This window comes from Enterobacter cloacae complex sp. SYL003, assembly GCF_049236925.1.
In the GTDB taxonomy this organism is placed as follows: domain Bacteria; phylum Pseudomonadota; class Gammaproteobacteria; order Enterobacterales; family Enterobacteriaceae; genus Enterobacter; species Enterobacter intestinihominis.
The window spans coordinates 157,520-177,068 of record NZ_JBMKJK010000001.1; the positions used below are offsets into that span (position 1 = coordinate 157,520).

The 19,549-nt window shown below is 53.4% G+C and carries 21 protein-coding genes and 3 tRNA genes; 12 read left to right on the forward strand and 12 right to left on the reverse strand.

Features of this window, described 5'->3' with window-relative positions; all coding sequences use genetic code 11:
• Window positions 1-39 precede the first annotated feature (39 nt).
• The 5 genes from pgsA to ACOT1A_RS00735 all read left to right on the forward strand — a co-directional run bounded on the left by pgsA (window position 40) and on the right by ACOT1A_RS00735 (window position 2,227).
• Window positions 40-588, forward strand: coding sequence for a CDP-diacylglycerol--glycerol-3-phosphate 3-phosphatidyltransferase (gene pgsA, locus ACOT1A_RS00715; RefSeq protein WP_003859652.1), 549 nt, complete (start codon window positions 40-42; stop codon window positions 586-588).
• Between the two features lie 163 nt (window positions 589-751).
• Window positions 752-827, forward strand: a tRNA-Gly gene (locus tag ACOT1A_RS00720).
• 51 nt (window positions 828-878) lie between these two features.
• A tRNA-Cys gene (locus tag ACOT1A_RS00725) sits at window positions 879-952 on the forward strand.
• 11 nt (window positions 953-963) lie between these two features.
• Window positions 964-1,050, forward strand: a tRNA-Leu gene (locus ACOT1A_RS00730).
• 250 nt (window positions 1,051-1,300) lie between these two features.
• The gene (locus ACOT1A_RS00735; protein ID WP_032624025.1) at window positions 1,301-2,227 is read left to right on the forward strand and encodes a LysR substrate-binding domain-containing protein; all 927 of its coding nucleotides are present in this window, start codon (window positions 1,301-1,303) and stop codon (window positions 2,225-2,227) included.
• A gap of 5 nt (window positions 2,228-2,232) precedes the next feature.
• Here ACOT1A_RS00735 and ACOT1A_RS00740 read toward each other — a convergent pair whose 3' ends face one another.
• The 6 genes from ACOT1A_RS00740 to ACOT1A_RS00765 all read right to left on the reverse strand — a co-directional run bounded on the left by ACOT1A_RS00740 (window position 2,233) and on the right by ACOT1A_RS00765 (window position 7,842).
• Window positions 2,233-2,703: a hypothetical protein gene (locus ACOT1A_RS00740; protein ID WP_276169829.1), complete on the reverse strand. Its 471-nt coding sequence runs from the start codon at window positions 2,701-2,703 to the stop codon at window positions 2,233-2,235.
• Between the two features lie 163 nt (window positions 2,704-2,866).
• Window positions 2,867-3,583 (reverse strand): ABC transporter ATP-binding protein, encoded by a 717-nt coding sequence (locus tag ACOT1A_RS00745; protein ID WP_032671299.1) that lies wholly within the window; start codon window positions 3,581-3,583, stop codon window positions 2,867-2,869.
• On the reverse strand, window positions 3,580-4,455 hold the full coding sequence (locus tag ACOT1A_RS00750) for an ATP-binding cassette domain-containing protein (protein WP_023300474.1): 876 nt from the start codon (window positions 4,453-4,455) through the stop codon (window positions 3,580-3,582). The genes ACOT1A_RS00745 and ACOT1A_RS00750 overlap by 4 nt, the downstream gene beginning before the upstream one ends.
• Entirely contained in the window at window positions 4,452-5,726 is a 1,275-nt protein-coding gene (gene livM, locus ACOT1A_RS00755; protein WP_276169828.1) for a high-affinity branched-chain amino acid ABC transporter permease LivM, read from the reverse strand. The genes ACOT1A_RS00750 and livM overlap by 4 nt, the downstream gene beginning before the upstream one ends.
• 11 nt (window positions 5,727-5,737) lie before the next feature.
• Window positions 5,738-6,652 (reverse strand): ABC transporter permease subunit, encoded by a 915-nt coding sequence (locus ACOT1A_RS00760; RefSeq protein ID WP_003859667.1) that lies wholly within the window; start codon window positions 6,650-6,652, stop codon window positions 5,738-5,740.
• Window positions 6,653-6,720: 68 nt separating this feature from the next.
• Window positions 6,721-7,842: a branched-chain amino acid ABC transporter substrate-binding protein gene (locus ACOT1A_RS00765; protein ID WP_023300472.1), complete on the reverse strand. Its 1,122-nt coding sequence runs from the start codon at window positions 7,840-7,842 to the stop codon at window positions 6,721-6,723.
• Window positions 7,843-8,253: 411 nt separating this feature from the next.
• Here ACOT1A_RS00765 and ACOT1A_RS00770 point away from each other — a divergent pair, with 411 nt between their 5' ends.
• The gene (locus tag ACOT1A_RS00770) at window positions 8,254-8,922 is read left to right on the forward strand and encodes a YecA family protein (RefSeq protein ID WP_023306505.1); all 669 of its coding nucleotides are present in this window, start codon (window positions 8,254-8,256) and stop codon (window positions 8,920-8,922) included.
• 28 nt (window positions 8,923-8,950) lie between these two features.
• Here ACOT1A_RS00770 and tyrP read toward each other — a convergent pair whose 3' ends face one another.
• Entirely contained in the window at window positions 8,951-10,162 is a 1,212-nt protein-coding gene (tyrP, locus tag ACOT1A_RS00775; protein ID WP_276169827.1) for a tyrosine transporter TyrP, read from the reverse strand.
• A gap of 188 nt (window positions 10,163-10,350) precedes the next feature.
• On the opposite strand from tyrP, the gene ACOT1A_RS00780 reads away from it, so the two are divergent.
• A complete protein-coding gene (locus tag ACOT1A_RS00780; RefSeq protein ID WP_032622412.1) occupies window positions 10,351-10,590 on the forward strand; it encodes a YecH family metal-binding protein in 240 nt (79 codons plus the stop codon).
• A 36-nt stretch (window positions 10,591-10,626) separates the two neighbouring features.
• Here ACOT1A_RS00780 and ftnA read toward each other — a convergent pair whose 3' ends face one another.
• Together ftnA and yecR are read right to left on the reverse strand one after the other, a co-directional pair.
• Window positions 10,627-11,124 carry a non-heme ferritin gene (ftnA, locus tag ACOT1A_RS00785; RefSeq protein WP_276169826.1) on the reverse strand — a complete coding sequence of 166 codons (498 nt, stop codon included), beginning with the start codon at window positions 11,122-11,124 and terminating at the stop codon, window positions 10,627-10,629.
• A gap of 200 nt (window positions 11,125-11,324) precedes the next feature.
• On the reverse strand, window positions 11,325-11,663 hold the full coding sequence (gene yecR, locus ACOT1A_RS00790) for a YecR family lipoprotein (RefSeq protein WP_022648524.1): 339 nt from the start codon (window positions 11,661-11,663) through the stop codon (window positions 11,325-11,327).
• A 245-nt stretch (window positions 11,664-11,908) separates the two neighbouring features.
• On the opposite strand from yecR, the gene ACOT1A_RS00795 reads away from it, so the two are divergent.
• Window positions 11,909-12,547, forward strand: coding sequence for an RpiB/LacA/LacB family sugar-phosphate isomerase (locus ACOT1A_RS00795; protein ID WP_003859680.1), 639 nt, complete (start codon window positions 11,909-11,911; stop codon window positions 12,545-12,547).
• 42 nt (window positions 12,548-12,589) lie between these two features.
• Here the strand turns inward: ACOT1A_RS00795 and ACOT1A_RS00800 are convergent, their stop codons facing one another.
• Entirely contained in the window at window positions 12,590-14,008 is a 1,419-nt protein-coding gene (locus tag ACOT1A_RS00800) for an MFS transporter (protein ID WP_058646925.1), read from the reverse strand.
• A gap of 214 nt (window positions 14,009-14,222) precedes the next feature.
• Here ACOT1A_RS00800 and azuC point away from each other — a divergent pair, with 214 nt between their 5' ends.
• Window positions 14,223-14,306 carry a stress response protein AzuC gene (gene azuC, locus ACOT1A_RS00805; protein ID WP_003859682.1) on the forward strand — a complete coding sequence of 28 codons (84 nt, stop codon included), beginning with the start codon at window positions 14,223-14,225 and terminating at the stop codon, window positions 14,304-14,306.
• A gap of 106 nt (window positions 14,307-14,412) precedes the next feature.
• Entirely contained in the window at window positions 14,413-14,664 is a 252-nt protein-coding gene (locus ACOT1A_RS00810) for a DUF2766 family protein (protein ID WP_003859683.1), read from the forward strand.
• Window positions 14,665-14,744: 80 nt separating this feature from the next.
• Here the strand turns inward: ACOT1A_RS00810 and ACOT1A_RS00815 are convergent, their stop codons facing one another.
• Together ACOT1A_RS00815 and ACOT1A_RS00820 are read right to left on the reverse strand one after the other, a co-directional pair.
• Window positions 14,745-16,088, reverse strand: a complete 1,344-nt coding sequence (locus ACOT1A_RS00815; protein WP_023306499.1) for an anaerobic C4-dicarboxylate transporter — start codon at window positions 16,086-16,088, stop codon at window positions 14,745-14,747.
• Between the two features lie 576 nt (window positions 16,089-16,664).
• Window positions 16,665-17,168, reverse strand: coding sequence for a non-heme ferritin-like protein (locus ACOT1A_RS00820; RefSeq protein ID WP_022648520.1), 504 nt, complete (start codon window positions 17,166-17,168; stop codon window positions 16,665-16,667).
• A 504-nt stretch (window positions 17,169-17,672) separates the two neighbouring features.
• Here ACOT1A_RS00820 and ACOT1A_RS00825 point away from each other — a divergent pair.
• Window positions 17,673-18,230 carry a DJ-1/PfpI family protein gene (locus ACOT1A_RS00825; RefSeq protein WP_048966695.1) on the forward strand — a complete coding sequence of 186 codons (558 nt, stop codon included), beginning with the start codon at window positions 17,673-17,675 and terminating at the stop codon, window positions 18,228-18,230.
• A gap of 316 nt (window positions 18,231-18,546) precedes the next feature.
• On the forward strand, window positions 18,547-19,536 hold the full coding sequence (araF, locus tag ACOT1A_RS00830) for an arabinose ABC transporter substrate-binding protein AraF (protein ID WP_017384422.1): 990 nt from the start codon (window positions 18,547-18,549) through the stop codon (window positions 19,534-19,536).
• Window positions 19,537-19,549 lie beyond the last annotated feature (13 nt).

Here is a 19,549-nt window from a genome sequence, read left to right on the forward strand (position 1 = left end):
AGAGCTAAATTTTACTGACAACAGACAGTTACCGTCATCATGCGATTTAATATCCCTACGTTGCTTACTCTCTTTCGCGTTGTGCTCATTCCGTTCTTCGTCCTGGCATTTTACCTGCCGGTCGTCTGGGCGCCTTTTGCCTGTGCGCTTATTTTCCTGATTGCCGCCGTGACGGACTGGTTTGACGGTTATCTGGCGCGTCGCTGGAACCAGAGTACCCGCTTTGGCGCGTTCCTCGATCCGGTTGCGGATAAGGTGATGGTGGCAATTGCGATGGTGCTGGTGGCGGAACATTATCATACCTGGTGGGTGACGCTGCCTGCCGCGACCATGATTGGACGTGAGATTATTATCTCTGCCCTGCGCGAGTGGATGGCGGAGCTGGGTAAACGCAGCAGCGTGGCGGTGTCCTGGATCGGTAAAGTTAAAACCACTGCGCAGATGGCGGCGCTGGTGTGGATGCTGTGGCGTCCGAATGCCTGGGTAGAGTGGGCCGGCATTGGTCTGCTGTGGGTTGCGGCGGTGCTGACATTGTGGTCAATGTTGCAATACTTGAACGCTGCGCGCGGTGATTTGCTTGAACAGTGATCGTTTCGGCTTAATTTTCAGCAAACGATCCTGAGATGCAAAAAATAACGTTGACTCATAACGTCATATCAGTAGAATGCAACGCATCGAACGGCGGCACAGTAAGCCGGACGATAATGAAATCAAGTGCTTAGCAAGTCGTTAAATAGTTACTTGATAACATGCGGGAATAGCTCAGTTGGTAGAGCACGACCTTGCCAAGGTCGGGGTCGCGAGTTCGAGTCTCGTTTCCCGCTCCAGATTAATGCATCGGCAGTTTGCGGGTGCAGGTCGAAAGACAAAAGATTTAAGGCGCGTTAGCAAAGCGGTTATGTAGCGGATTGCAAATCCGTCTAGTCCGGTTCGACTCCGGAACGCGCCTCCACTTTCTTCCCTGGCCGGATGGTGGAATCGGTAGACACAAGGGATTTAAAATCCCTCGGCGTTCGCGCTGTGTGGGTTCAAGTCCCACTCCGGCTACCATGGGAAAAAGCAGAATAATCAAAGCAATAAGCAGTGTCGTGAAACCACCGAAAGGTGGTTTTTTTGTGCCTGCCATTCTGCTAATCAACAACCTTCATTTCTGACCCTCACGTAATAAAACAACGATCCTTTTCAACGGAATTAAACAGATACCCATTATGCTATCGTGTAGCGGGCGCGATTTGCAGTGTGAAGATTTGCAGGTTTGCGATCCTGATTCCCCATGCCATCACCTCATTTAAGGGACGCTATGTCTTTACCGCCATTGTATGCACTGCGTGCGTTTGAAGTTGCTGCGCGGTTGAACTCCTTCAGTAAAGCCGCTGAAACGCTCAATATTACGCCGGGCGCGGTCAGCAGACATGTTCGTACCCTTGAACTGTGGTTCGACTGCGAGCTTTTCAAAAGGCAAGGTCCTCGCGTGGAGGTCACTGAAGCCGGGCGAGTGCTTGCCGGACAGCTGAACGAAAGCTTCACGAGCATTGAATGGGCCTGCCGGGCATTTCGCAGTGAAAACCATCTGCTGCGGTTAAAAACACCCAGCACCCTGACCATGAGATGGCTTCTCGACGTGCTGCGATCTTTTCGCAACAACCATCCAAAACCGCAGGTGGAGATTGCCAGCGTCTGGATGGACATTGACACCGTTGATTTCAATCTTGAGCCATACGACTGCGCCATCCTTCTCGGTAATGGCCGTTTTGGTGAGACAACGGAAAGCCAGCTGCTTTTTCATGAATGGCTTATCCCGGTTTGCACCCCATCGCTTATCGAACCGGCCCGGCAGCAGCTTTCGCAATGCGATTTGATCCATCCTTCACCGGACAGACGTGACTGGCGGCGCTGGCTGCGAAGAACAGGATTGTTTCCGGGGCTCGATATGAGCAGCGGCATGGTGTTTGATACCCTTGAACAGGGAAGTATCGCCGCGATGAACGGGCACGGCATCGCTATCGCCGACCTGCATCTCACGCTTGATGCCCTGAAAAGCGGCCTACTGGGCCTGCCGTTCAGGGAAGCTATCGCGACGGGAGATGGTTACTACCTCGTCTGGCCAAAAAATTCGCTCAAAAGAGAGAGCATCCAGCACCTTCTGGGCTGGCTGCAAAACCATACCCCGGTCGTTCCGGCTCTGGATATCGATTACCTGGAATACGATGAAAGCCGGGTTTATTAATACCGTTATGAGTAAGAGATGTTGGCCATCTTTTTATAGCGTTCTGGCAAAGCGCTGTTCAGGCTGAGTACCTTATCCAGAATATAAAATGCTGGCGTGTTTTTCTGCTGCTCAGCGTCAATAATTGCACCGCGTAATATCGTGGCGGCAGACGAAATCCTGTGAAAATATTCTTCAGTCTCGGGCGTCTGTAATTCACCCGACGTGGCGTAGCGCACGTGCGGCCAGCCGGAGAAGTCGAGCAGCGGAAGGGGCTTTCCTGCTTCAGGATGACAGGCTGAAATCAGCGCAGCCGCTTGCTTAGGGTCGCGATGGGCAACGGACAGCATGTATACGCGCTGCGAAAACGGTGACAGATTCTCAGAGTGATGTTTCTTAGCCATAAGCATGGCCATAAAATCCTGTAAATCATCGGCTGAATCGGTGTCAGGTGGTAATACAGTTTTCAATAACTGATATAACGCATCAAGTGTCATATTTGCCCCGGATCCTCTTATCATTATTATTCAGTTTGCGGCTGAACGTTTTATCGACCCGCGTAAAGGCGGGTCGTGAAGATGATATTTGAATGCGGTCGCATCAGAAAAACGATTAATAATGGCAATCACTGTGAGTTTTTCTCACTATAGCCTCCAGGCTTCACACGCCGCCCAGGTACGCCTTCCTCACCTCCGGATCCTTCAGCAACGCCTCGCCGCTGCCGCTTAACCGAATCTGCCCGTTAACCATCACATAGCCGCGGTCGGACAACTTCAGCGCGTGGTGGGCATTCTGCTCGACCAGAAAAATCGTCATTCCGTTACGGGCCAGTTCGCGCAGCGTATGGAAGATCTGTTTAACCACGATGGGTGCGAGGCCGAGGCTGGGTTCATCCAGCAGCAGAAGTTTAGGACGGCTCATCAGCGCCCGGGCAATAGCCAGCATCTGCTGTTCACCGCCGGAAAGCGTCATCGCCCGCTGGTTACGCCGCTCCTTGAGGCGAGGGAAGAGGTCGAACATACTTTGCATATCTTCAGCTGCATGCTGATTGCCGACGGGGATTGTCCCCATCAGCAGGTTCTCTTCTACAGACATATCCGGGAAAATGCGTCGTCCCTCAGGTGCCTGCGCGATGCCGCCGGTGGCAACATAGTGGGTGGATTTGTGGCTGATATCCTCGCCGCAGAAGAGGATCTGCCCGTTGCGGATCCGGGGCTGACCAAAGACAGACATCAGTAATGTTGACTTCCCCGCGCCATTAGCGCCAATCAGGGCCACGGTTTCCCCTTTGTTTACCTCAAGTGAAACCTGCTTCAACGCCTGGATCACCCCGTAAAAAACGTCCACATTATGAAATTGAAGCATCGGTGCGCTCACAGATTTACCTCGGTTTCGTCGGTGCCCAGATACGCGGCAATCACTTTTTCATTGTGCTGGATCTCAGCCGGTTTACCTCTGGCAATCACATCGCCGTGATCGAGCACAATGATGTCATCTGAAATGCCCATCACCATCCCCATATCATGCTCGATCAGCAAAACCGTGATGTCGTGGTGGTCGCGCAGGAACCGGATGATCTCGCTCAGCTTGTGCGTCTCCACCGGGTTCAGGCCGGCAGCAGGTTCATCGAGACAAATCATCTCCGGGCCGGTGCACATGGCGCGGGCGATTTCGAGGCGTCGTTGCTGGCCATAGGACATTTCCCCGGCCAGACGGTTCGCGCAATCTACCAGATCCACCACCTCCAGCCAGTAAAACGCCCGGTCCAGCGCCTCGTTCTCTGCCCGACGATACGCAGGGGTGTTCAGCACCCCCGCCAGCAGATTGCGGTTGACGCGCATGTGCTGTGCCACCAGCAGGTTTTCCACAACGGACATCTCGCGGAACAGGCGGATGTTCTGAAACGTGCGCGCAAGACCCGCGCGGTTCACCAGATGCGTGCCGCCAAACATCTTATAGAACAGGCGTTGACCAAGCTGCGCCGGGCTGAGCCAGTCGCCCGGCTGGAGTTTCTGGCCGAGCACCTGAATGACATTGGTGGTTTTATTTCGTGCATTGAACAGAATGTTGCCGCCGGAGGCCCGGTAGAAACCGGTCAGGCAGTTAAAGACGGTTGTTTTTCCCGCGCCGTTAGGCCCAATGAGTGCAGTAATAGAGCCGCGCTGCACCTCAAGATTGACGTCGTTTAAGGCCTTGATCCCGCCGAAGTGCATCATCAGATGTTCTACACGCAAAATCGTTGCGTTCATGGCGCCACTCCTTTACGCACGGCAAATCCGCTGCGGTTGATGCGGATCAGACCGCGAGGACGCCAGATCATCATCACCACCATCAGCATGCCAAACAGTAGCACGCGGTATTCCGCAAAGCTGCGCAGCAGTTCCGGCGTGACGGTCAGCACAAAGGCGGCCAGTACGACGCCGACGGTGGAGCCCATCCCGCCCAGGACCACAATCGCGAGGATGAGGGCCGATTCAAAAAAGGTGAAAGAGGTGGGGTTAACAAACCCCTGCCAGGTGGCAAAAAACACCCCGGCGATACCTGCCGTCGATGCGCCCAGGGTGAAGGCCGAGAGTTTGACCAGAACGTGGTTGAGCCCCATGGAACGGCAGGCAATCTCATCCTCACGGAGCGCTTCCCACGCCCGTCCAATGGGCATTCGGGTCAGCCGGTGTTTAATGTACAGCACCAGCATGACTACCAGGAAAAGCACCGCATAGATGAAGATAAACTTCATGTTGGGGTTATAGTTCAGGCCGAAGAACTCGTGGAAGGGGACGCCGCCTTCTTTGGCGCGTCGGCCAAACTCCAGGCCAAAAAAGGTCGGGGCAGGGGCTGAAACGCCGTTAGGCCCGCCGGTGAAGGTAAGCCAGTTGTTCAGCACCAGACGGATGATCTCGCCAAACCCGAGCGTGACGATGGCGAGATAATCCCCGTGCATGCGCAACACCGGAAAGCCGAGCAGGGCGCCCGCGCCCGCAGCCATTAGCGCCGCCAGCGGCAGCATGCTCCAGAACCCAAGCCCCAGATACTGATACCCGAGCGCCAGCCCGTAAGCGCCGATGGCATAGAAGGCCACATAACCCAGATCCAGCAGCCCTGCCAGGCCAACGACAATGTTCAGCCCAAGACCGAGCAGGACGTAGATCAGTCCGAGTATAGCGACCGTCAGAATGTATTTTGTGGCCACAAACGGGAAGCAGATCGCCAGCGTGACAATCAGCGGAATGATCCAGCGCATGCGGCTTTTATACGCCGGTGGCCGGACATACACCCCCGCATTGTCGGATTCAAACCGCGCCTGTAAACGTCTTCCGGCCGCCGTAGCTGAAAAGGCGCTCAGCAAAAAGCGTCCCAGCATCACCGTGCCTACAATCCACGCCAGCCGCTGGCCGTCAAAGTTAAAGCTGTAACCATCCAGTATCACGCCCGCAATCGGGCCGAAAATAATCAGGGCGATCATTCCGGAAAAAATCGCGTCCAGAATGCAGCGCTTCAGGGAAAAGCCGTCAGAGGTCATCGCGTTGTTCCTTACACTTTAGCCACGACAGGGCGGCCCAGCAGCCCCTGAGGACGGAATATCAGGATTAATACCAGCAATCCAAACGAGAACACGTCTTTATAATCCGAGTTCACCATCCCGGAGAATTGCGCTTCTGCGACGCCCAGAATCAGCCCGCCAAGCATCGCACCGGGCAGAGAGCCGATGCCGCCCAGCACCGCCGCCGTAAAGGCCTTGATGCCGATAACGAACCCGACGTAAAAATCAAAGGTGCCGTAATTCATGGTGATCAGCACGCCCGCCAGCCCGGCCATGGCTGCGCCGATAACAAACACCAGCGAAATAATTCTGTCGGTGTTGATACCCAAAATGGAGGCCATCTTACGATCCTGCTGCACCGCACGGCACATGCGCCCTAAGCGGGTACGGTTGATAATCCAGGTCAGCACCAGCATGCCCGCGAACGAGGCGATGAGAATAAAGACTTTGGTATAGGTTATCTGGACAAACCCTTCGCCGAGGTGAAAACGCAGCACGCCATCCAGCATGGTCGGTACGCCCTGCTGCCGTGGGCCCTGGCTGAGCTGGACGTAGTTTTGCAGTATCAACGACATCCCGATGGCCGAAATCAGCGGCGCCAGACGCGTCGAATTGCGTAGCGGCTTATAGGCGATGCGCTCAATCGTCCAGCCATAAACGCCGGTGACCACGATGGTGAAAACCAGGGTTCCCAGGATTAGCAGCGGAAAGGAGTGGAGTCCAAAAAACGCCAGCAGGGCCAGGCCAATGGCCGAGAGATAGGCGGAGATCATATACACTTCGCCGTGGGCGAAATTGATCATACCGATGATGCCGTACACCATGGTGTAGCCGATGGCGATAAGACCATAGACCGAACCCAGCGTTAAGCCATTAATTAATTGTTGCAGGAAGAATGTACTCATGGTCGCGCACCTGAATAAAGGGTTACGCCGACAGTCAGACCTGCCGGCGTTGAGCAGATTCCGTCCCGTTATGGCACTTCTTTATATTTGCCTTTGTCGTCCCACTGGTAGACCACGTAGTCAGACACTTTGAGGTCACCTTTGCTGTCCCAGGCTTTTTTACCCATCACCGTGTCGACAGGGTTAGCCTTCAGCCACTCGCTGGCTTTTGCGGAATCCGTCCCTTTCGTGGCCTTGAATGCCGCTGCGATAGCCTGCACAGACGCATAGGCGTAGAGGGTGTATCCTTCTGGTTCAAATTTACCGGCGCGGAATTTCTCGATGACGGCTTTTCCGTCCGGGATCAGGCGCGGGTCTTTACCGAAGGTCATGTAAATACCGTTGGTGTACTGCGCCCCACCGGCGGCGGTGACCATCTCTTCATTGACGATACAGTCTCCCGAGAAGAACTTCGCCTGCACGCCCTGTTCACGCATCTGGCGAACCAGCGGGCCCGCTTCCGGGTGACAGCCCCCGAAGAACACCACGTCTGGTTTTTGTGCGCCAATTTTGGTCACCAGCGCGTTAAAGTCTTTCTCCCCGCGGGACAACCCTTCGTACATCACTTCCTTAACGCCGCGTTTCGCCAGCGCCGCTTTAGTGGCGTCCGCCAGCCCCTGACCGTAGGTGTCTTTATCGTGGATGATGACGACCCGTTTGGCTTTAAGCTTATCAAGAATAAAATCGCTGGCGACCTGGCCCTGCTGGTCGTCACGTCCGCACATGCGGAACATATCGCTCATGCCCCGCTCGGTAATAAGCGGGTTCGTTGAGCCGGGGGTGATGGAGAGGATCCCGGCATCGCTATAGACCTCGGAGGCGGGCATGGTCGACGAGGAGCAGAAGTGGCCGACGACCGCTTTCACTTTATCCTGATCGACTAAGCGGTTGGCGACGGCAACGGCTTGTTTGGGTTCGCAGGCGTCATCGCCCTGAACCAGTTTGATTTTCTCACCGTTGATCCCGCCAGCGGCGTTAATGTCTTCCGCCGCCTGCGTAGCGCCATGCCAGTATTGATCGCCATAGGTTGCGTTCGGGCCTGTGAACGGCCCGGCCACGCCGATCACGATATCGGCCTGTGCAGAAAAGGCCGTCACCAGACAACCGGCCAGCAACAGGGAGAGGGGAGTTTTGGTAAATTTCAGCGACATTATTATGTTCCTTAGCAAAGAGGTTTTTGCACCAGGTATAAACCCGAACGCCTGATGGCATCGTAAATCCAAAAACAAGAGCGAGAACAAAATGCACTTTAGAAGCAATCTCGTGCTTAATACGGCGAGGATCCCACGCACCGCGAAGCGCGCAGAACATTAAGCAAAAAGGTTGCCAGAATGGTTAATCCCTTGACCGGGTCACAACACGTTGAGTATAGAGCGCCGTTTTATGCGCCTTTGCGGGATGAGATGAATTTACAGCGGAGATCACATCTCCTTAACAACAAAGCCCATAAGTTGTGCAACGGTCACGATTTGCACGTTTTTGCAGCAATAAAGACCTAAACTTCAGATAGGCATGCGCGGCGATATATGTCAGGATCGTTTTTTTTATCAGGAGTATCAGCAATGGCTGAAGGCCCATTAAATGAAAGCGAGATGGCGTGGCTGGAAGAGACATTAATCTCTTACGGACACGACGATGCATCCGTGATTGACGTGTCCGAACTGGACGGCATGCTTACCGCAGTACTTTCCGGTCCCGTTGTGGTGGAGCCCGACACCTGGCTGGTGGCGGTATGGGGTGGCGAGAAGTATATTCCGCGCTGGAAAAACGATCGTGAGATGAACCGTTTTATCGATCTCTGCTTTAAGCACATGAACGATATTGCCGAGCGCCTGAGCGAATACCCGGATCAGTTTGAACCGCTGTTTGGCTATAACGACGTTGACGGTCAGAGCTATACCGTAGTGGAAGAGTGGTGCTATGGCTACATGCGCGGCGTGGCGCTGACGGACTGGTCATCCCTGCCGGAAGCGCTGGAAGCGGATCTGGCGGTTATTGCCCTGCACGGAACGGAAGAGAACAGCGAGAAGCTGGAAGCGCTGACCGAAGAGGAGTATATGGCCAGCATCGAGAGCATTCAGCCTGCGGCGCTGCGTTTGTACAACTACTGGGTGGCTAACCCGCAGCAGCCGGAAGCGAAAAAGCCGATCGTGAACGGGTCGAAGGTGGGACGTAACGATCCGTGTCCGTGCGGGAGCGGGAAGAAGTTTAAAAGCTGCTGCCTGCACTGAAAAAAGGGGCTATTCATAGCCCCTTTTTTTACCCCACTTCCGGCAGCATTCCCGCTGCAATCAGCACCTGTACCAGAATAATCACTACCCCACAACCAAACACCGCGCACAGCATTGGCGTACCGCCCGCTACGCGATACCCCTGCTGCGGATGTTGCTTGCGGCTCTTCCACGTCAGCAGGGAAGGTAACATCAGGGCCAGAATCGATAACGCCACGCCAGCATACCCCAGCGCCATTACAAACCCGCGCGGGTAAAAGAGCGCGAAGGCCAGCGGCGGCAGGAAGGTCATCGCCCCCGTCTGTAAGCGTCCGGCAGCGGTATTGCGACGCTGGAACAGATCCGCCATATAGTCAAACAAGCCAAGCGCCACGCCGAGGAAGGACGTTGCCAGCGCCAGGTCTGCAAACAGATGTACCGCCAGCTCCACGTGTGAAGAGGCCACCACGTTACGCAGGGCAACCAGGAATCCATTCAGACCAGAATGCTCTGCCATCAGGCCGATAAAGGTGGTGGAATCAATACTGCCCAGCGTCACCAGCTGCCAGAACAGGTAAGCAATCAACGGAATGGCGCTGCCGATCACAAAGACGCGGCGCAGCTTGCGAATATCACCGTTCATATAACTCACGATGCTCGGCACGCTGCCGTGAAAACCGAAAGAGGTGAAAATCACCGGGATGGCCGAAAGCGCCAGACCTTTCTCAAGCGGGAGGGAGAGCAGGTTAACCTTGTGCACATGCGGTGCCAGCAGCACCAGCATCACAACAAGGAAGAGAATTTTGGCGCTGAACAAAAAACGGTTAAACAGATCGACCAGCGACGTGCCCGCACAAACCACACCGCCACCGATCAGCGTAAAGACAATGGCGCCTGTTTCCGGTGAAAGCGACGCACCGAAGCCGTCATTGATACTTGACGCAATTAGCTCCCCGGCGCCGCTGATGTAGGCGGCGGTCAGCGCGTACATCAGGAACATCATGCTGAAACCGGTGATCCACTGCCCGTAGCGTCCAAGATAGCGTGCAGCCAGGGAGCCTAAGCCGGTATCGGCAGGGACATGTTGATAAACCTCCAGCAATAATAGCGCGGTGTAACACATCAGGGCCCAAAGACCGCCCAGCAGCACTACGGTAACCCCAAACCCGACGCCGGCGGCAGCCAACGGCATGGCCAACATTCCTGCGCCAATTGTCGTTCCGGCGACGATAAAAATACTTCCCAGAGTTCTGTTCTTCACGCTTTCCTCTACAACGCTTCCATACCGCGACTCATTCTGCGGCGCAGAGTAAGGGAAAAGCACCATCTCGTCAAATCACCGTTACATAGTGTGTAATGATTAATTTACAAAAAGAAAGGGGGAACCTGCGCCAGCGCAAAGCGTGCCGTGGAGGGAGCATTTAGTCTGCTTTTTATTTGCGAGAGGTAATGATGTCAATTCACGGACACGACGTGCTGAATATGATGATTGAGTCAGGTGAGCGTTATACGAAGGAGAGTCTGGTTGAGGCGATACATGCCCGCTTTGGCGAAGCGGCGCGTTTTCATACCTGTTCAGCTTCGGAAATGACAGCCGCGGAGCTGGTGGCGTTTCTGGCGGCGCGCGGAAAATTCATTCCGGCAGCAGACGGATTTTCCACGCACGAAAGTAAAATTTGCCGTCATTGAATAAAGCGGTGCTGAAAACTCAGCACCGCTTTTCTATTAATTCTGCGTGTCGAGCGTCGACAGCTCTTTATCAATGAAGTACAGACCTTCCCCGGATTTACCTGCCAGAGATAATTTATCCAGCACGGATTTAAACAGCTTCTCTTCTTCGTGCTGTTCAGCCACATACCACTGAAGGAAATTAAAGGTTGGATAATCCTGACTGGTCATGGCGGCATGAGCCAATTCATTTATTTTCTGGGTGATCAGCTGTTCGTGCTTATAGGTGGCACGGAACAGTTCATCAAGAGAGCCGTACTCGGCGAAAGGCGATACCACGTTATCAATGCGCGGCAGGCTGCCGGTGTCCGTCAGGTAATCAAACAGACGCTGCATGTGCGTCATCTCTTCCTGGGCATGACGACGCAGGAAGGCGGCAGCCCCTTCAAAGCTGTGATAGCTGCACCAGGCGCTCATCTGCTGATAAAGCAGGGAAGAAAATAGCTCAAGATTCATTTGCGCATTGAGCTTGTCGATCATTTCAGTTTTTAACATGGTGCAGCTCCGGTTTATTAATTCTGGTTCACGATGAGCGACACTATAATTTGTTATTTAATTATTTGCAAAAAGTAAAATAAATATTTATTTATTAAAAATACGAATGGGAATAAAACGCATTGCCGCCATTTGTATTTATTAATGAGAATTGTTTTTGTTCTTATTAAATAAACTGCCAGCGTGACTGGCAGTCGCGGTTAATACCACGGATTCTGGCTGGAAGAGGTAACGGCATATCCCTGACATTTATACTGAATGGTCACACTTTCGTTCAGACAGAGTGAACCGCTGATCAGGGTGCAGGTTTTAATCGGCTGCCCGTAGGCTGACGCGGAGGCGTAGCCCATGCGTTGGCAGGCCTTTGTTGCCGTACCGTTATTAACATAGTCATCAGACCAGGCGTTTTGGAGCATGGTCTGGCCATAGTCGAGGCGCACAATTCCGTTTGGGGCATCCGTACTACTGACTTCTGCCTGACGGTTGATGCTGCACCCGGCGAGCAACAGGATCGTTCCGGCTATAATTACACGTTTCATGTTTCACTCTGCGTGACGGGAAATACGCCATTGTAACCAACGCGACGGGACGCAATGGCCGGAATAGCCGGAGGATCTGCCCTTTCACTGTACAACGAGCCGGGCCACCGCGCGAAATTGTGAGCGCATCTTTGTTTTTTAAAACAAGTTTTCACTTAATTTGAAAGTGCGTTTGTTTGATAGTAAGGTTAAGTTGAAAAGGTATCCACAGCGGGATCGCCCGCCATGCATTCAGGAGAGACAAGATGAAAATTGCACTGATGATGGAAAACAGCCAGGCCGCTAAGAATCCCATCATCCTTAATGAGCTGAAAGCCGTTGCTGATGAGAAAGGTTTCCCGGTCTATAACGTCGGTATGAGTGATGAGAACGATCATCATCTCACTTATATTCACCTGGGCATCATGGCGAGCATTCTGCTTAACGCTAAAGCCGTTGATTTTGTTGTCACCGGCTGCGGTACCGGGCAGGGCGCGTTAATGTCCCTGAACATCCATCCGGGTGTGATTTGCGGTTACTGCATCGATCCTGCGGATGCTTTCCTGTTTGCGCAAATCAACAACGGTAACGCGCTTTCTCTGCCGTTTGCGAAGGGCTTCGGCTGGGGAGCAGAACTGAACGTACGCTTTATCTTTGAGAAAGCGTTTACCGGACGCAATGGCGAAGGCTATCCACCAGAGCGTAAGGAGCCGCAGGTGCGTAACGCCGGTATTCTGAACCAGGTGAAAGCGGCGGTGGTAAAAGAAAACTATCTGGATACCCTGCGTGCAATCGATCCTGAGCTGGTTAAAACCGCCGTCTCAGGCCAGCGCTTCCAGCAGTGCTTCTTCGAGAACTGCCAGGACAAAGAGATCGAAGCCTTCGTGCGCGGTATTGTTGGCTGATTTCCTTTGCCGGGCGGTGCGTTGCCCGCCCGGCACAGAGTCTTACTTTTTCGATGATACCGCGCTGCCTGCATTTTTGGTCAGACGCAGCGTGTCAACCATTCCCACCAGGCAGATCAGCGCGATCGCCACAAATGCCAGCCGGAAGCTCATTCCCGGCATGCCGGCAATCCCCATCGTCTCACTGACTTTTTCCCCGATACGAATACCAATGGCCCCGAGCGTGATCCCAAGTCCCACGGCAAGCTGCGTTGCGGTTGAAAACAGCGTATTGGCATAGCTCATCTGCGCCGAGGGTACATCCGCAAAGGCCAGCGTACTGATGGCTGTAAACTGGATCGAACGAAAAACGCCACCCAGATAGAGGATCAGCATGACGAGCCACACAGGAGTCTGCGGCGTAAGAAAGGCGCAGGCCAGCAGCGCCAGGACATTCAGTGAACCGTTAATCAGCAACAGCCGCTTAAACCCCAGGCTGCGGATCAGGGGCGTCGTCGCCGGTTTAATGGTGAGATTGCCTACGAAAACGGCCAGCACCAGCAGGCCAGAATGGAACGCGTCCATGCCAAAGCCGACCTGGAACATCAGCGGTAACAGGAACGGAACCGCGCTGATGGAGGCGCGAAACAGCGATCCGCCGTACAGGGTGACGCGAAACGTCGGCACTTGCATCGCATCGAGCCTGATCATCGGCCAGGTTGCCCGCTTAAAGTGGCGCAGCGCCAGGCTCAACGCGGCGACACCGACGATAAACAGCGTGGCGGTTAATCCTGTCCGCAGAGGCTCTGCGCCCATCAACTCCATCGCATAAACCAGGCTCACCATGGCAAGGGTGGTGACCACAAAACCCGGTAAATCAAACGGTCGGCGCGTATCTTCATGCAGGTCTGGAATGATTCGCAGTGCCAGCAAAATGGCGATTATCCCCAGCGGCACGTTAATAAAGAAGATCCAGCGCCAGTCGGCATAGCTTGTAATGAACCCGCCCAGCGGCGGGCCGATGATCGGCGCGACCAGCGCAGGCCACGTCAGGGTGGCGATTGCCGTGATGAGCTGATGCTTTGGCGTTGTACGTAACACGGCCAGGCGACCCACAGGCACCATCAGCGCGCCACCCATGCCCTGGAAGACGCGCATTGCGACAAACTCCTCGAGCGTGGTGGACAGGCCGCAAAATACCGAGGCCAGCGTGAAGATCGCCAGCGCGAGGGCAAATACTTTTCGCGCGCCGAAGCGGTCGGCGATCCAGCCGCTGGCGGGGATCAGCACGGCAAGGGTGATCAGGTAGGCGCTGATGCCGATATTCAGATCCACGGCCTGTACGCCGAAGCTTTTTGACATATCCGGCAATGCGGTGGCGATCACCGTCCCGTCCAGAAACTCCATAAAGAAAGCACCGGCCACCAGCAGTGCCGCAGGCGATAATCCACGGCTCTCTTTGCCGGATACGTTTTCACTCATTCTCTTCCTGCCCGCTCAAAAAATTTTATAAAAATTTACTGGAATTTATAAGTCTGTAACGTGCGGATTTATCGTGCCTTTTTTTAACAAACCGGCAGCACTGAGGGTTTGTTAACCGTGATGCAGGTCACAAAATGGTTGATTTTTGTGATGACGGTCATATTATAAGCGTATTGATAATAACACCTGCATAACACGTTACTGGAGCAACATAATGAAACTGCGCAAAATCCTGAAAAGCATGTGGGCTAACTACTGCACAACGTTTAAAGACGTCCCACCGGGTGCGATGTTCTGATAAAAAAACCTGCTTCGGCAGGTTTTTTTATGTCTGCGGACGACGAGAGGGAGATGGAAGGGCGTCTGTTTTGCTACTATGGCGGCCTTTGAATAAGGAGAACCCCATGTCACAAAACCTGAGCGCCGATCAGGAACTGGTATCTGACGTCGTCGCCTGCCAGCTGGTTATCAAACAAATCCTTGATGTGATTGACGTTATCGCGCCGGTTGAGGTACGCGAAAAGATGTCGACCCAGCTAAAAAACATCGATTTCACCAATCATCCTGCTGCGGCGGACCCGGTTACGCTCCGCGCGATCCAGAAAGCGATCGCGCTGATTGAACTGCGCTTCACGCCGCAGGGTGAGTCACACTAAAATAAACCGATGTTTTAAAATTAGAAACCGTTTTCTGATTTTACGTCGAAGGGCGACAGAGTCTGTCGCCCGCAGAAGGTTCAAAAGAACGTCTGCACCAGCAGATAGCTCACCACGCAGGCACAGCTGACGCCAATCAGACCCGGCAGAATAAAGCTGTGGTTGATGATGAATTTACCGATGCGGGTGGTGCCGGAGCGATCGAATCCAATACAGGCCAGATCGCTCGGATAGGTGGGCAGCACAAAGTAGCCGTAGGAGGCCGGGAAGAAGGCCACCAGCATTTTCGGATCGATGCCTAACATCAACCCCATCGGGGCGACTGCGGTTAAGGCCGCGGCCTGGCTGTTGACCAGTTTCGACACCAGAAACAACACGATGGCATACGTCCAGGGATGACTCTTCACTACCCCCTCCAGTGCCATTTTCAGTTCGTCGAGATGCGCCTGGAAAAAGGTATCGCTCATCCATGCCACGCCAAACACCGAGAAGATGGCGACCATCCCCGCCTTAAATACCGCTCCGTTTGAAATGGCCGACGCATTAACCTTACAGGTCATCAGCATGATGGCCCCGGCAATAAGCATCATCATTTGAATAACAAGGTTCATCGACAGGGCCGTCATTTTGCCTTTGATCTCAAACGCCGGACGCAACTCGGGCAACGCACCCAGCAGGACCACAACGGCAATCCCGGCGAAGAAGATCCACGTTGACAAGTAGGCCTGTTTAGGGAAACGCTGATCCATCAACGTCTCCGTTCCCCCATAGATAAACTCCCGCTGTTTCGGATCTTTCAGCTTTTCCTGAAATTCAGGATCGTCTGCGAGGTTTTTTCCCCGGCGCAGGCTCCACAGTGCCGCAATGGCGACGCCAGACAGTGAGGCCGGTACGGAAACGGCGAGGATTTCGAGGATCCCCCACGCGTGGCCGATACCGTTCTGCGCACCCAGAATTGAGACCAGCGAAACGACGGCCACGGAAACGGGGGAGGCGGTGATCGCCATCTGTGAGGCCACCGAGGCCACCGCCATCGGCCGTTCCGGGCGAATGCCTTTTTTCAGGGCGATATCCGCGATAATGGGAAACATAGTGTAGACGACGTGGCCGGTCCCGCAGAGAAAGGTCAACATCCAGGTGGTAAACGGCGCGAGAAGGGTGATGTGCTGGGGATGTTTTCGCAGCAGGCGCTCTGCGAATTGCATCATCACGTTCAGGCCACCGGCGGTCTGTAGTGTTGCCGCGCAGCCGATGACGGCGAGGATCGTGAGCATCACGTCAACCGGCGGTTTACCGGGTTGCAGACCAAAGACAAAACTCAAAATAAACAGGCCGATGCCGCTTATCAGCCCCAGGCCCATCCCGCCGAAGCGGGTACCTACCAGCAGGCAGAGGATAATGACAATAAACTCAATGGTGATCATGATGCTCCCTCGTTAATGAATGTAATTAAACAAATCATTACACGATGTGTGGTTATTCATTGGGAGCAAGATCTGATTTGTTAAATGTCAGCAAAAGCAGGGAGTTGGCACCCACTCCCTGACGGGCTGAGGGATCCCCAGTAATTTGAAAGCAAAAGCGATAACGTTGCCTTCAGAATAACTGAAGGCTTTCAGCGATGCCTCGGTCCGGCTGTAAATCGCTGAGGCGTTTCCTGTAGGCCGGGGCGAGGCGCAGGGATGCGCCGAGAGGGCGGGCTTTACAGGGATGTTACCTCCGCCCGTCCCCGATAAGCCGGAAGGAATAAGCCGAAGGTACAGCGAAGCGGCGATTTTCCGCCGGAAGCCCGGGTCGCCAGGGTGGTGGCGACTGAGCCACCCTGGCACGTTCACCGGTTATGCCGTGACAGAGTAGCAAGGAACATAAAGTGAACGGAATGACCACCAGAGCCGTATGTTCCCCCTCACCCCAGCCCTCTCCCTCAAGGGAGAGGGGGCCGTCTGTGCAGGCATTATTTTGTGGGGAACTCTCAGCTCTGACGGGAGCGGGTGAAGGACTTAGTGGTGTTGCACGGTAGCTATGTCGAGAAGATGGCGGTCCGTCTGCTCCAGACAGATCCCCGCGCGTTTCGCGTTGCGGATTTCGTCTGCGAGCGTTTTCAGCAGCATGCCATCCTGCTGCTGCTCTCTGTCCATATCACGTAAAAACTTGAGGGTAATGATGTCCTGTTGCGCTTTGGCTTCATCGGCCAGCTTGTTCAGCTTTGTACAGCGTTGCTCATACTCTTCAAGCGTTTTCTGGAACAGTTCCTCCAGAGAAGAGTAATTATCTTCAATCGTTTCAAGCTCTTTGACTGTGGGATTGGCGCCGATGGCTTTCAAAAAGTTAAAGACACGCATCATGTGCGTGACGTTACTTTGCGCCTGAGTACGAAAGAAGGTGGCAGTGCCGTTGAGGCTTTTTCTGGAACACCAGGCGCTCAAATGCAGATGCAGATTTGAAGCATAAAACTCCAGGTTCATCTGGGCATTCAGTTTTTGCATCATCGTTTGGGTAGTCATACTCATATCCTTATTGACTGTGGGACTTGATGTCCGCTACGAAACCTGACCCGGCAGGTACTGACGATTGAATAACAGAAAAAGATTTCTGCAAGGTAAACAAACTCGAAAATTCACGTCCTGTGTTCGATTTAAATAAGCATACGCTTCTCTTGGAATTAAGAAAACTCTTAGTTGGGCTGTGTTTACCATACATTACAAATTTAAATATAGCGCAGAACAGAAAACAGGTGACGAGATATAATATTTTTTATCTATATGATTTTAATGATATTAAAATCAGTTCTTCCCATTTTTATCGTTTCAGGAAACCTTCTGTGGCGGGAAATTCTGTGAAAGTGTTAAATCAGAAATAATAACTGCAAATATATCCTGTAGTAGCAAATTTGAGCTAAATCAATTTTCACATAATATACGATTCTGTGATCGCGTCGTAAGATTGTTATCTAACAGATCTGGAAAATGAAACGATGTTTTATATCTTTTCACCCGTAGAGGTTTATGATGACAAAAGTTGCGGTGCTGCTGGCACCTGGTTTTGAAGAAGCAGAAGCGATTATCACAGTTGATATCCTGCGTCGCTTGCAGATTGAGGTAGAAACGCTGGCCTGCGCGGAGTCCCGTGCGGTAGTGAGTTACCACAATATCCCCATGGTGGCTGACAGTACCTTAACGGAACGTATTAATAGGCTGTATGACGCGGTCGTGTTACCCGGTGGGCCGCAGGGGAGTATCAATCTGGCGGCTAACCAGGAGGTGATCCGCTTTGTTTCCGCGCATGACGAGCACGGCAAACTCATCTGCCCGATCTGCTCTGCGGCTGCGCGGGTGCTGGGCGCAAACGGGCTACTGAAGGGGCGGCGCTACGTCTGTTCCGGCGATCTGTGGCAGACCGTTGATGATGGAGTATATGTGGATGCGCCGGTCGTGGAGGATAACAACCTCATCAGCGGCAAGGGGCTGGGGCACGCTTTTGACTTTGCGCTGACGCTCTCTGCGCGTCTGTTGGGCGACGATGCCCCCGTGCGCGATCATGCTGAACACATCTATTACCGCTGGTAAATTTTCTGCCGGACGCTAAGGCGTCCGGGTTACAGGGATTACTTAGCTGACCTTATGGATAATCCTGCTTAACTCCTTTCCATTTGTAGGACAATTACGTCCTTTTTTATGTCATTTTTCGCTGAATTTATGTACGCAATTACTGTAATTCTGCGGTGTGATGTCGCTCTCTTATGGATGATTAATTTCCCGCTAAAACTATCACCAGCAATAACGCTTATGACGAGGTAAGCGCTAATGCCTTGTTTTAAGTCCGATTAAATAAGTTGTTCGCCATTATTCCCTACAGATAAGAATGCTAAAGCTGGAGTTTACCATGCACAAATTTACTAAAGCGCTGGCGGCCATCGGCCTGGCTGCCGTTATGTCACAATCCGCTATCGCTGAAAATTTAAAGCTCGGTTTTCTGGTTAAACAGCCGGAAGAACCGTGGTTCCAGACCGAATGGAAATTTGCTGATAAAGCCGGAAAAGATTTGGGATTTGAGGTAATTAAAATCGCCGTACCTGACGGCGAGAAAACGCTGAACGCCATTGATAGCCTGGCGGCGAGCGGCGCGAAAGGTTTCGTTATCTGTACGCCGGATCCAAAGCTGGGTTCAGCGATTGCCGCGAAAGCGCGCGGTTACGACATGAAAGTGATTGCGGTGGACGATCAGTTCGTGAATGCCAAAGGCAAACCGATGGATACCGTTCCGCTGGTGATGATGGCGGCCACCAAAATCGGCGAGCGTCAGGGCCAGGAGCTCTATAAAGAGATGCAAAAACGCGGCTGGGATGTAAAAGAGACCGCCGTGATGGCGATTACCGCTGACGAGCTGGATACCGCCCGCCGTCGTACCACGGGCTCCATGGACGCCCTAAAAGCGGCTGGCTTCCCGGAAAAACAAATCTACAAAGTCCCGACCAAATCCAACGATATCCCGGGCGCCTTTGATGCGGCGAACTCCATGCTCGTCCAGCATCCGGAAGTGAAGCACTGGCTGGTGGTGGGGATGAACGATAACACCGTGCTGGGCGGCGTGCGTGCAACGGAAGGCCAGGGCTTTAAAGCACCGGACGTGATCGGGATCGGCATCAACGGCGTGGACGCCGTGAGCGAACTGTCTAAAGCGCAGGCGACCGGTTTCTACGGCTCTCTGCTGCCAAGCCCGGATGTCCACGGCTATAAATCCAGCGAAATGCTTTACAACTGGGTGACCAAGGGGGTTGAGCCGCCGAAATTCACCGAAGTGACCGATGTGGTGCTGATCACCCGCGATAATTTCAAAGAGGAGCTGGCGAAAAAAGGACTGGGCGGTAAGTAATACGCTGTGATTG

Excerpts from the sequence above, each read along its gene's own strand:
- pgsA (WP_003859652.1), top strand. The coding sequence starts at position 40 with ATGCGATTTAATATCCCTACGTTGCTTACTCTCTTTCGCGTTGTGCTC.
- ACOT1A_RS00735 (WP_032624025.1), top strand. The coding sequence starts at position 1,301 with ATGTCTTTACCGCCATTGTATGCACTGCGTGCGTTTGAAGTTGCTGCG.
- ACOT1A_RS00740 (WP_276169829.1), bottom strand. The coding sequence starts at position 2,703 with ATGACACTTGATGCGTTATATCAGTTATTGAAAACTGTATTACCACCT.
- ACOT1A_RS00750 (WP_023300474.1), bottom strand. The coding sequence starts at position 4,455 with ATGAACGCAACGATTTTGCGTGTAGAACATCTGATGATGCACTTCGGC.
- livM (WP_276169828.1), bottom strand. The coding sequence starts at position 5,726 with ATGACCTCTGACGGCTTTTCCCTGAAGCGCTGCATTCTGGACGCGATT.
- ACOT1A_RS00760 (WP_003859667.1), bottom strand. The coding sequence starts at position 6,652 with ATGAGTACATTCTTCCTGCAACAATTAATTAATGGCTTAACGCTGGGT.
- ACOT1A_RS00765 (WP_023300472.1), bottom strand. The coding sequence starts at position 7,842 with ATGTCGCTGAAATTTACCAAAACTCCCCTCTCCCTGTTGCTGGCCGGT.
- ACOT1A_RS00770 (WP_023306505.1), top strand. The coding sequence starts at position 8,254 with ATGGCTGAAGGCCCATTAAATGAAAGCGAGATGGCGTGGCTGGAAGAG.
- ACOT1A_RS00780 (WP_032622412.1), top strand. The coding sequence starts at position 10,351 with ATGATGTCAATTCACGGACACGACGTGCTGAATATGATGATTGAGTCA.
- ftnA (WP_276169826.1), bottom strand. The coding sequence starts at position 11,124 with ATGTTAAAAACTGAAATGATCGACAAGCTCAATGCGCAAATGAATCTT.
- yecR (WP_022648524.1), bottom strand. The coding sequence starts at position 11,663 with ATGAAACGTGTAATTATAGCCGGAACGATCCTGTTGCTCGCCGGGTGC.
- ACOT1A_RS00795 (WP_003859680.1), top strand. The coding sequence starts at position 11,909 with ATGAAAATTGCACTGATGATGGAAAACAGCCAGGCCGCTAAGAATCCC.
- ACOT1A_RS00800 (WP_058646925.1), bottom strand. The coding sequence starts at position 14,008 with ATGAGTGAAAACGTATCCGGCAAAGAGAGCCGTGGATTATCGCCTGCG.
- azuC (WP_003859682.1), top strand. The coding sequence starts at position 14,223 with ATGAAACTGCGCAAAATCCTGAAAAGCATGTGGGCTAACTACTGCACA.
- ACOT1A_RS00810 (WP_003859683.1), top strand. The coding sequence starts at position 14,413 with ATGTCACAAAACCTGAGCGCCGATCAGGAACTGGTATCTGACGTCGTC.
- ACOT1A_RS00815 (WP_023306499.1), bottom strand. The coding sequence starts at position 16,088 with ATGATCACCATTGAGTTTATTGTCATTATCCTCTGCCTGCTGGTAGGT.
- ACOT1A_RS00820 (WP_022648520.1), bottom strand. The coding sequence starts at position 17,168 with ATGACTACCCAAACGATGATGCAAAAACTGAATGCCCAGATGAACCTG.
- ACOT1A_RS00825 (WP_048966695.1), top strand. The coding sequence starts at position 17,673 with ATGACAAAAGTTGCGGTGCTGCTGGCACCTGGTTTTGAAGAAGCAGAA.
- araF (WP_017384422.1), top strand. The coding sequence starts at position 18,547 with ATGCACAAATTTACTAAAGCGCTGGCGGCCATCGGCCTGGCTGCCGTT.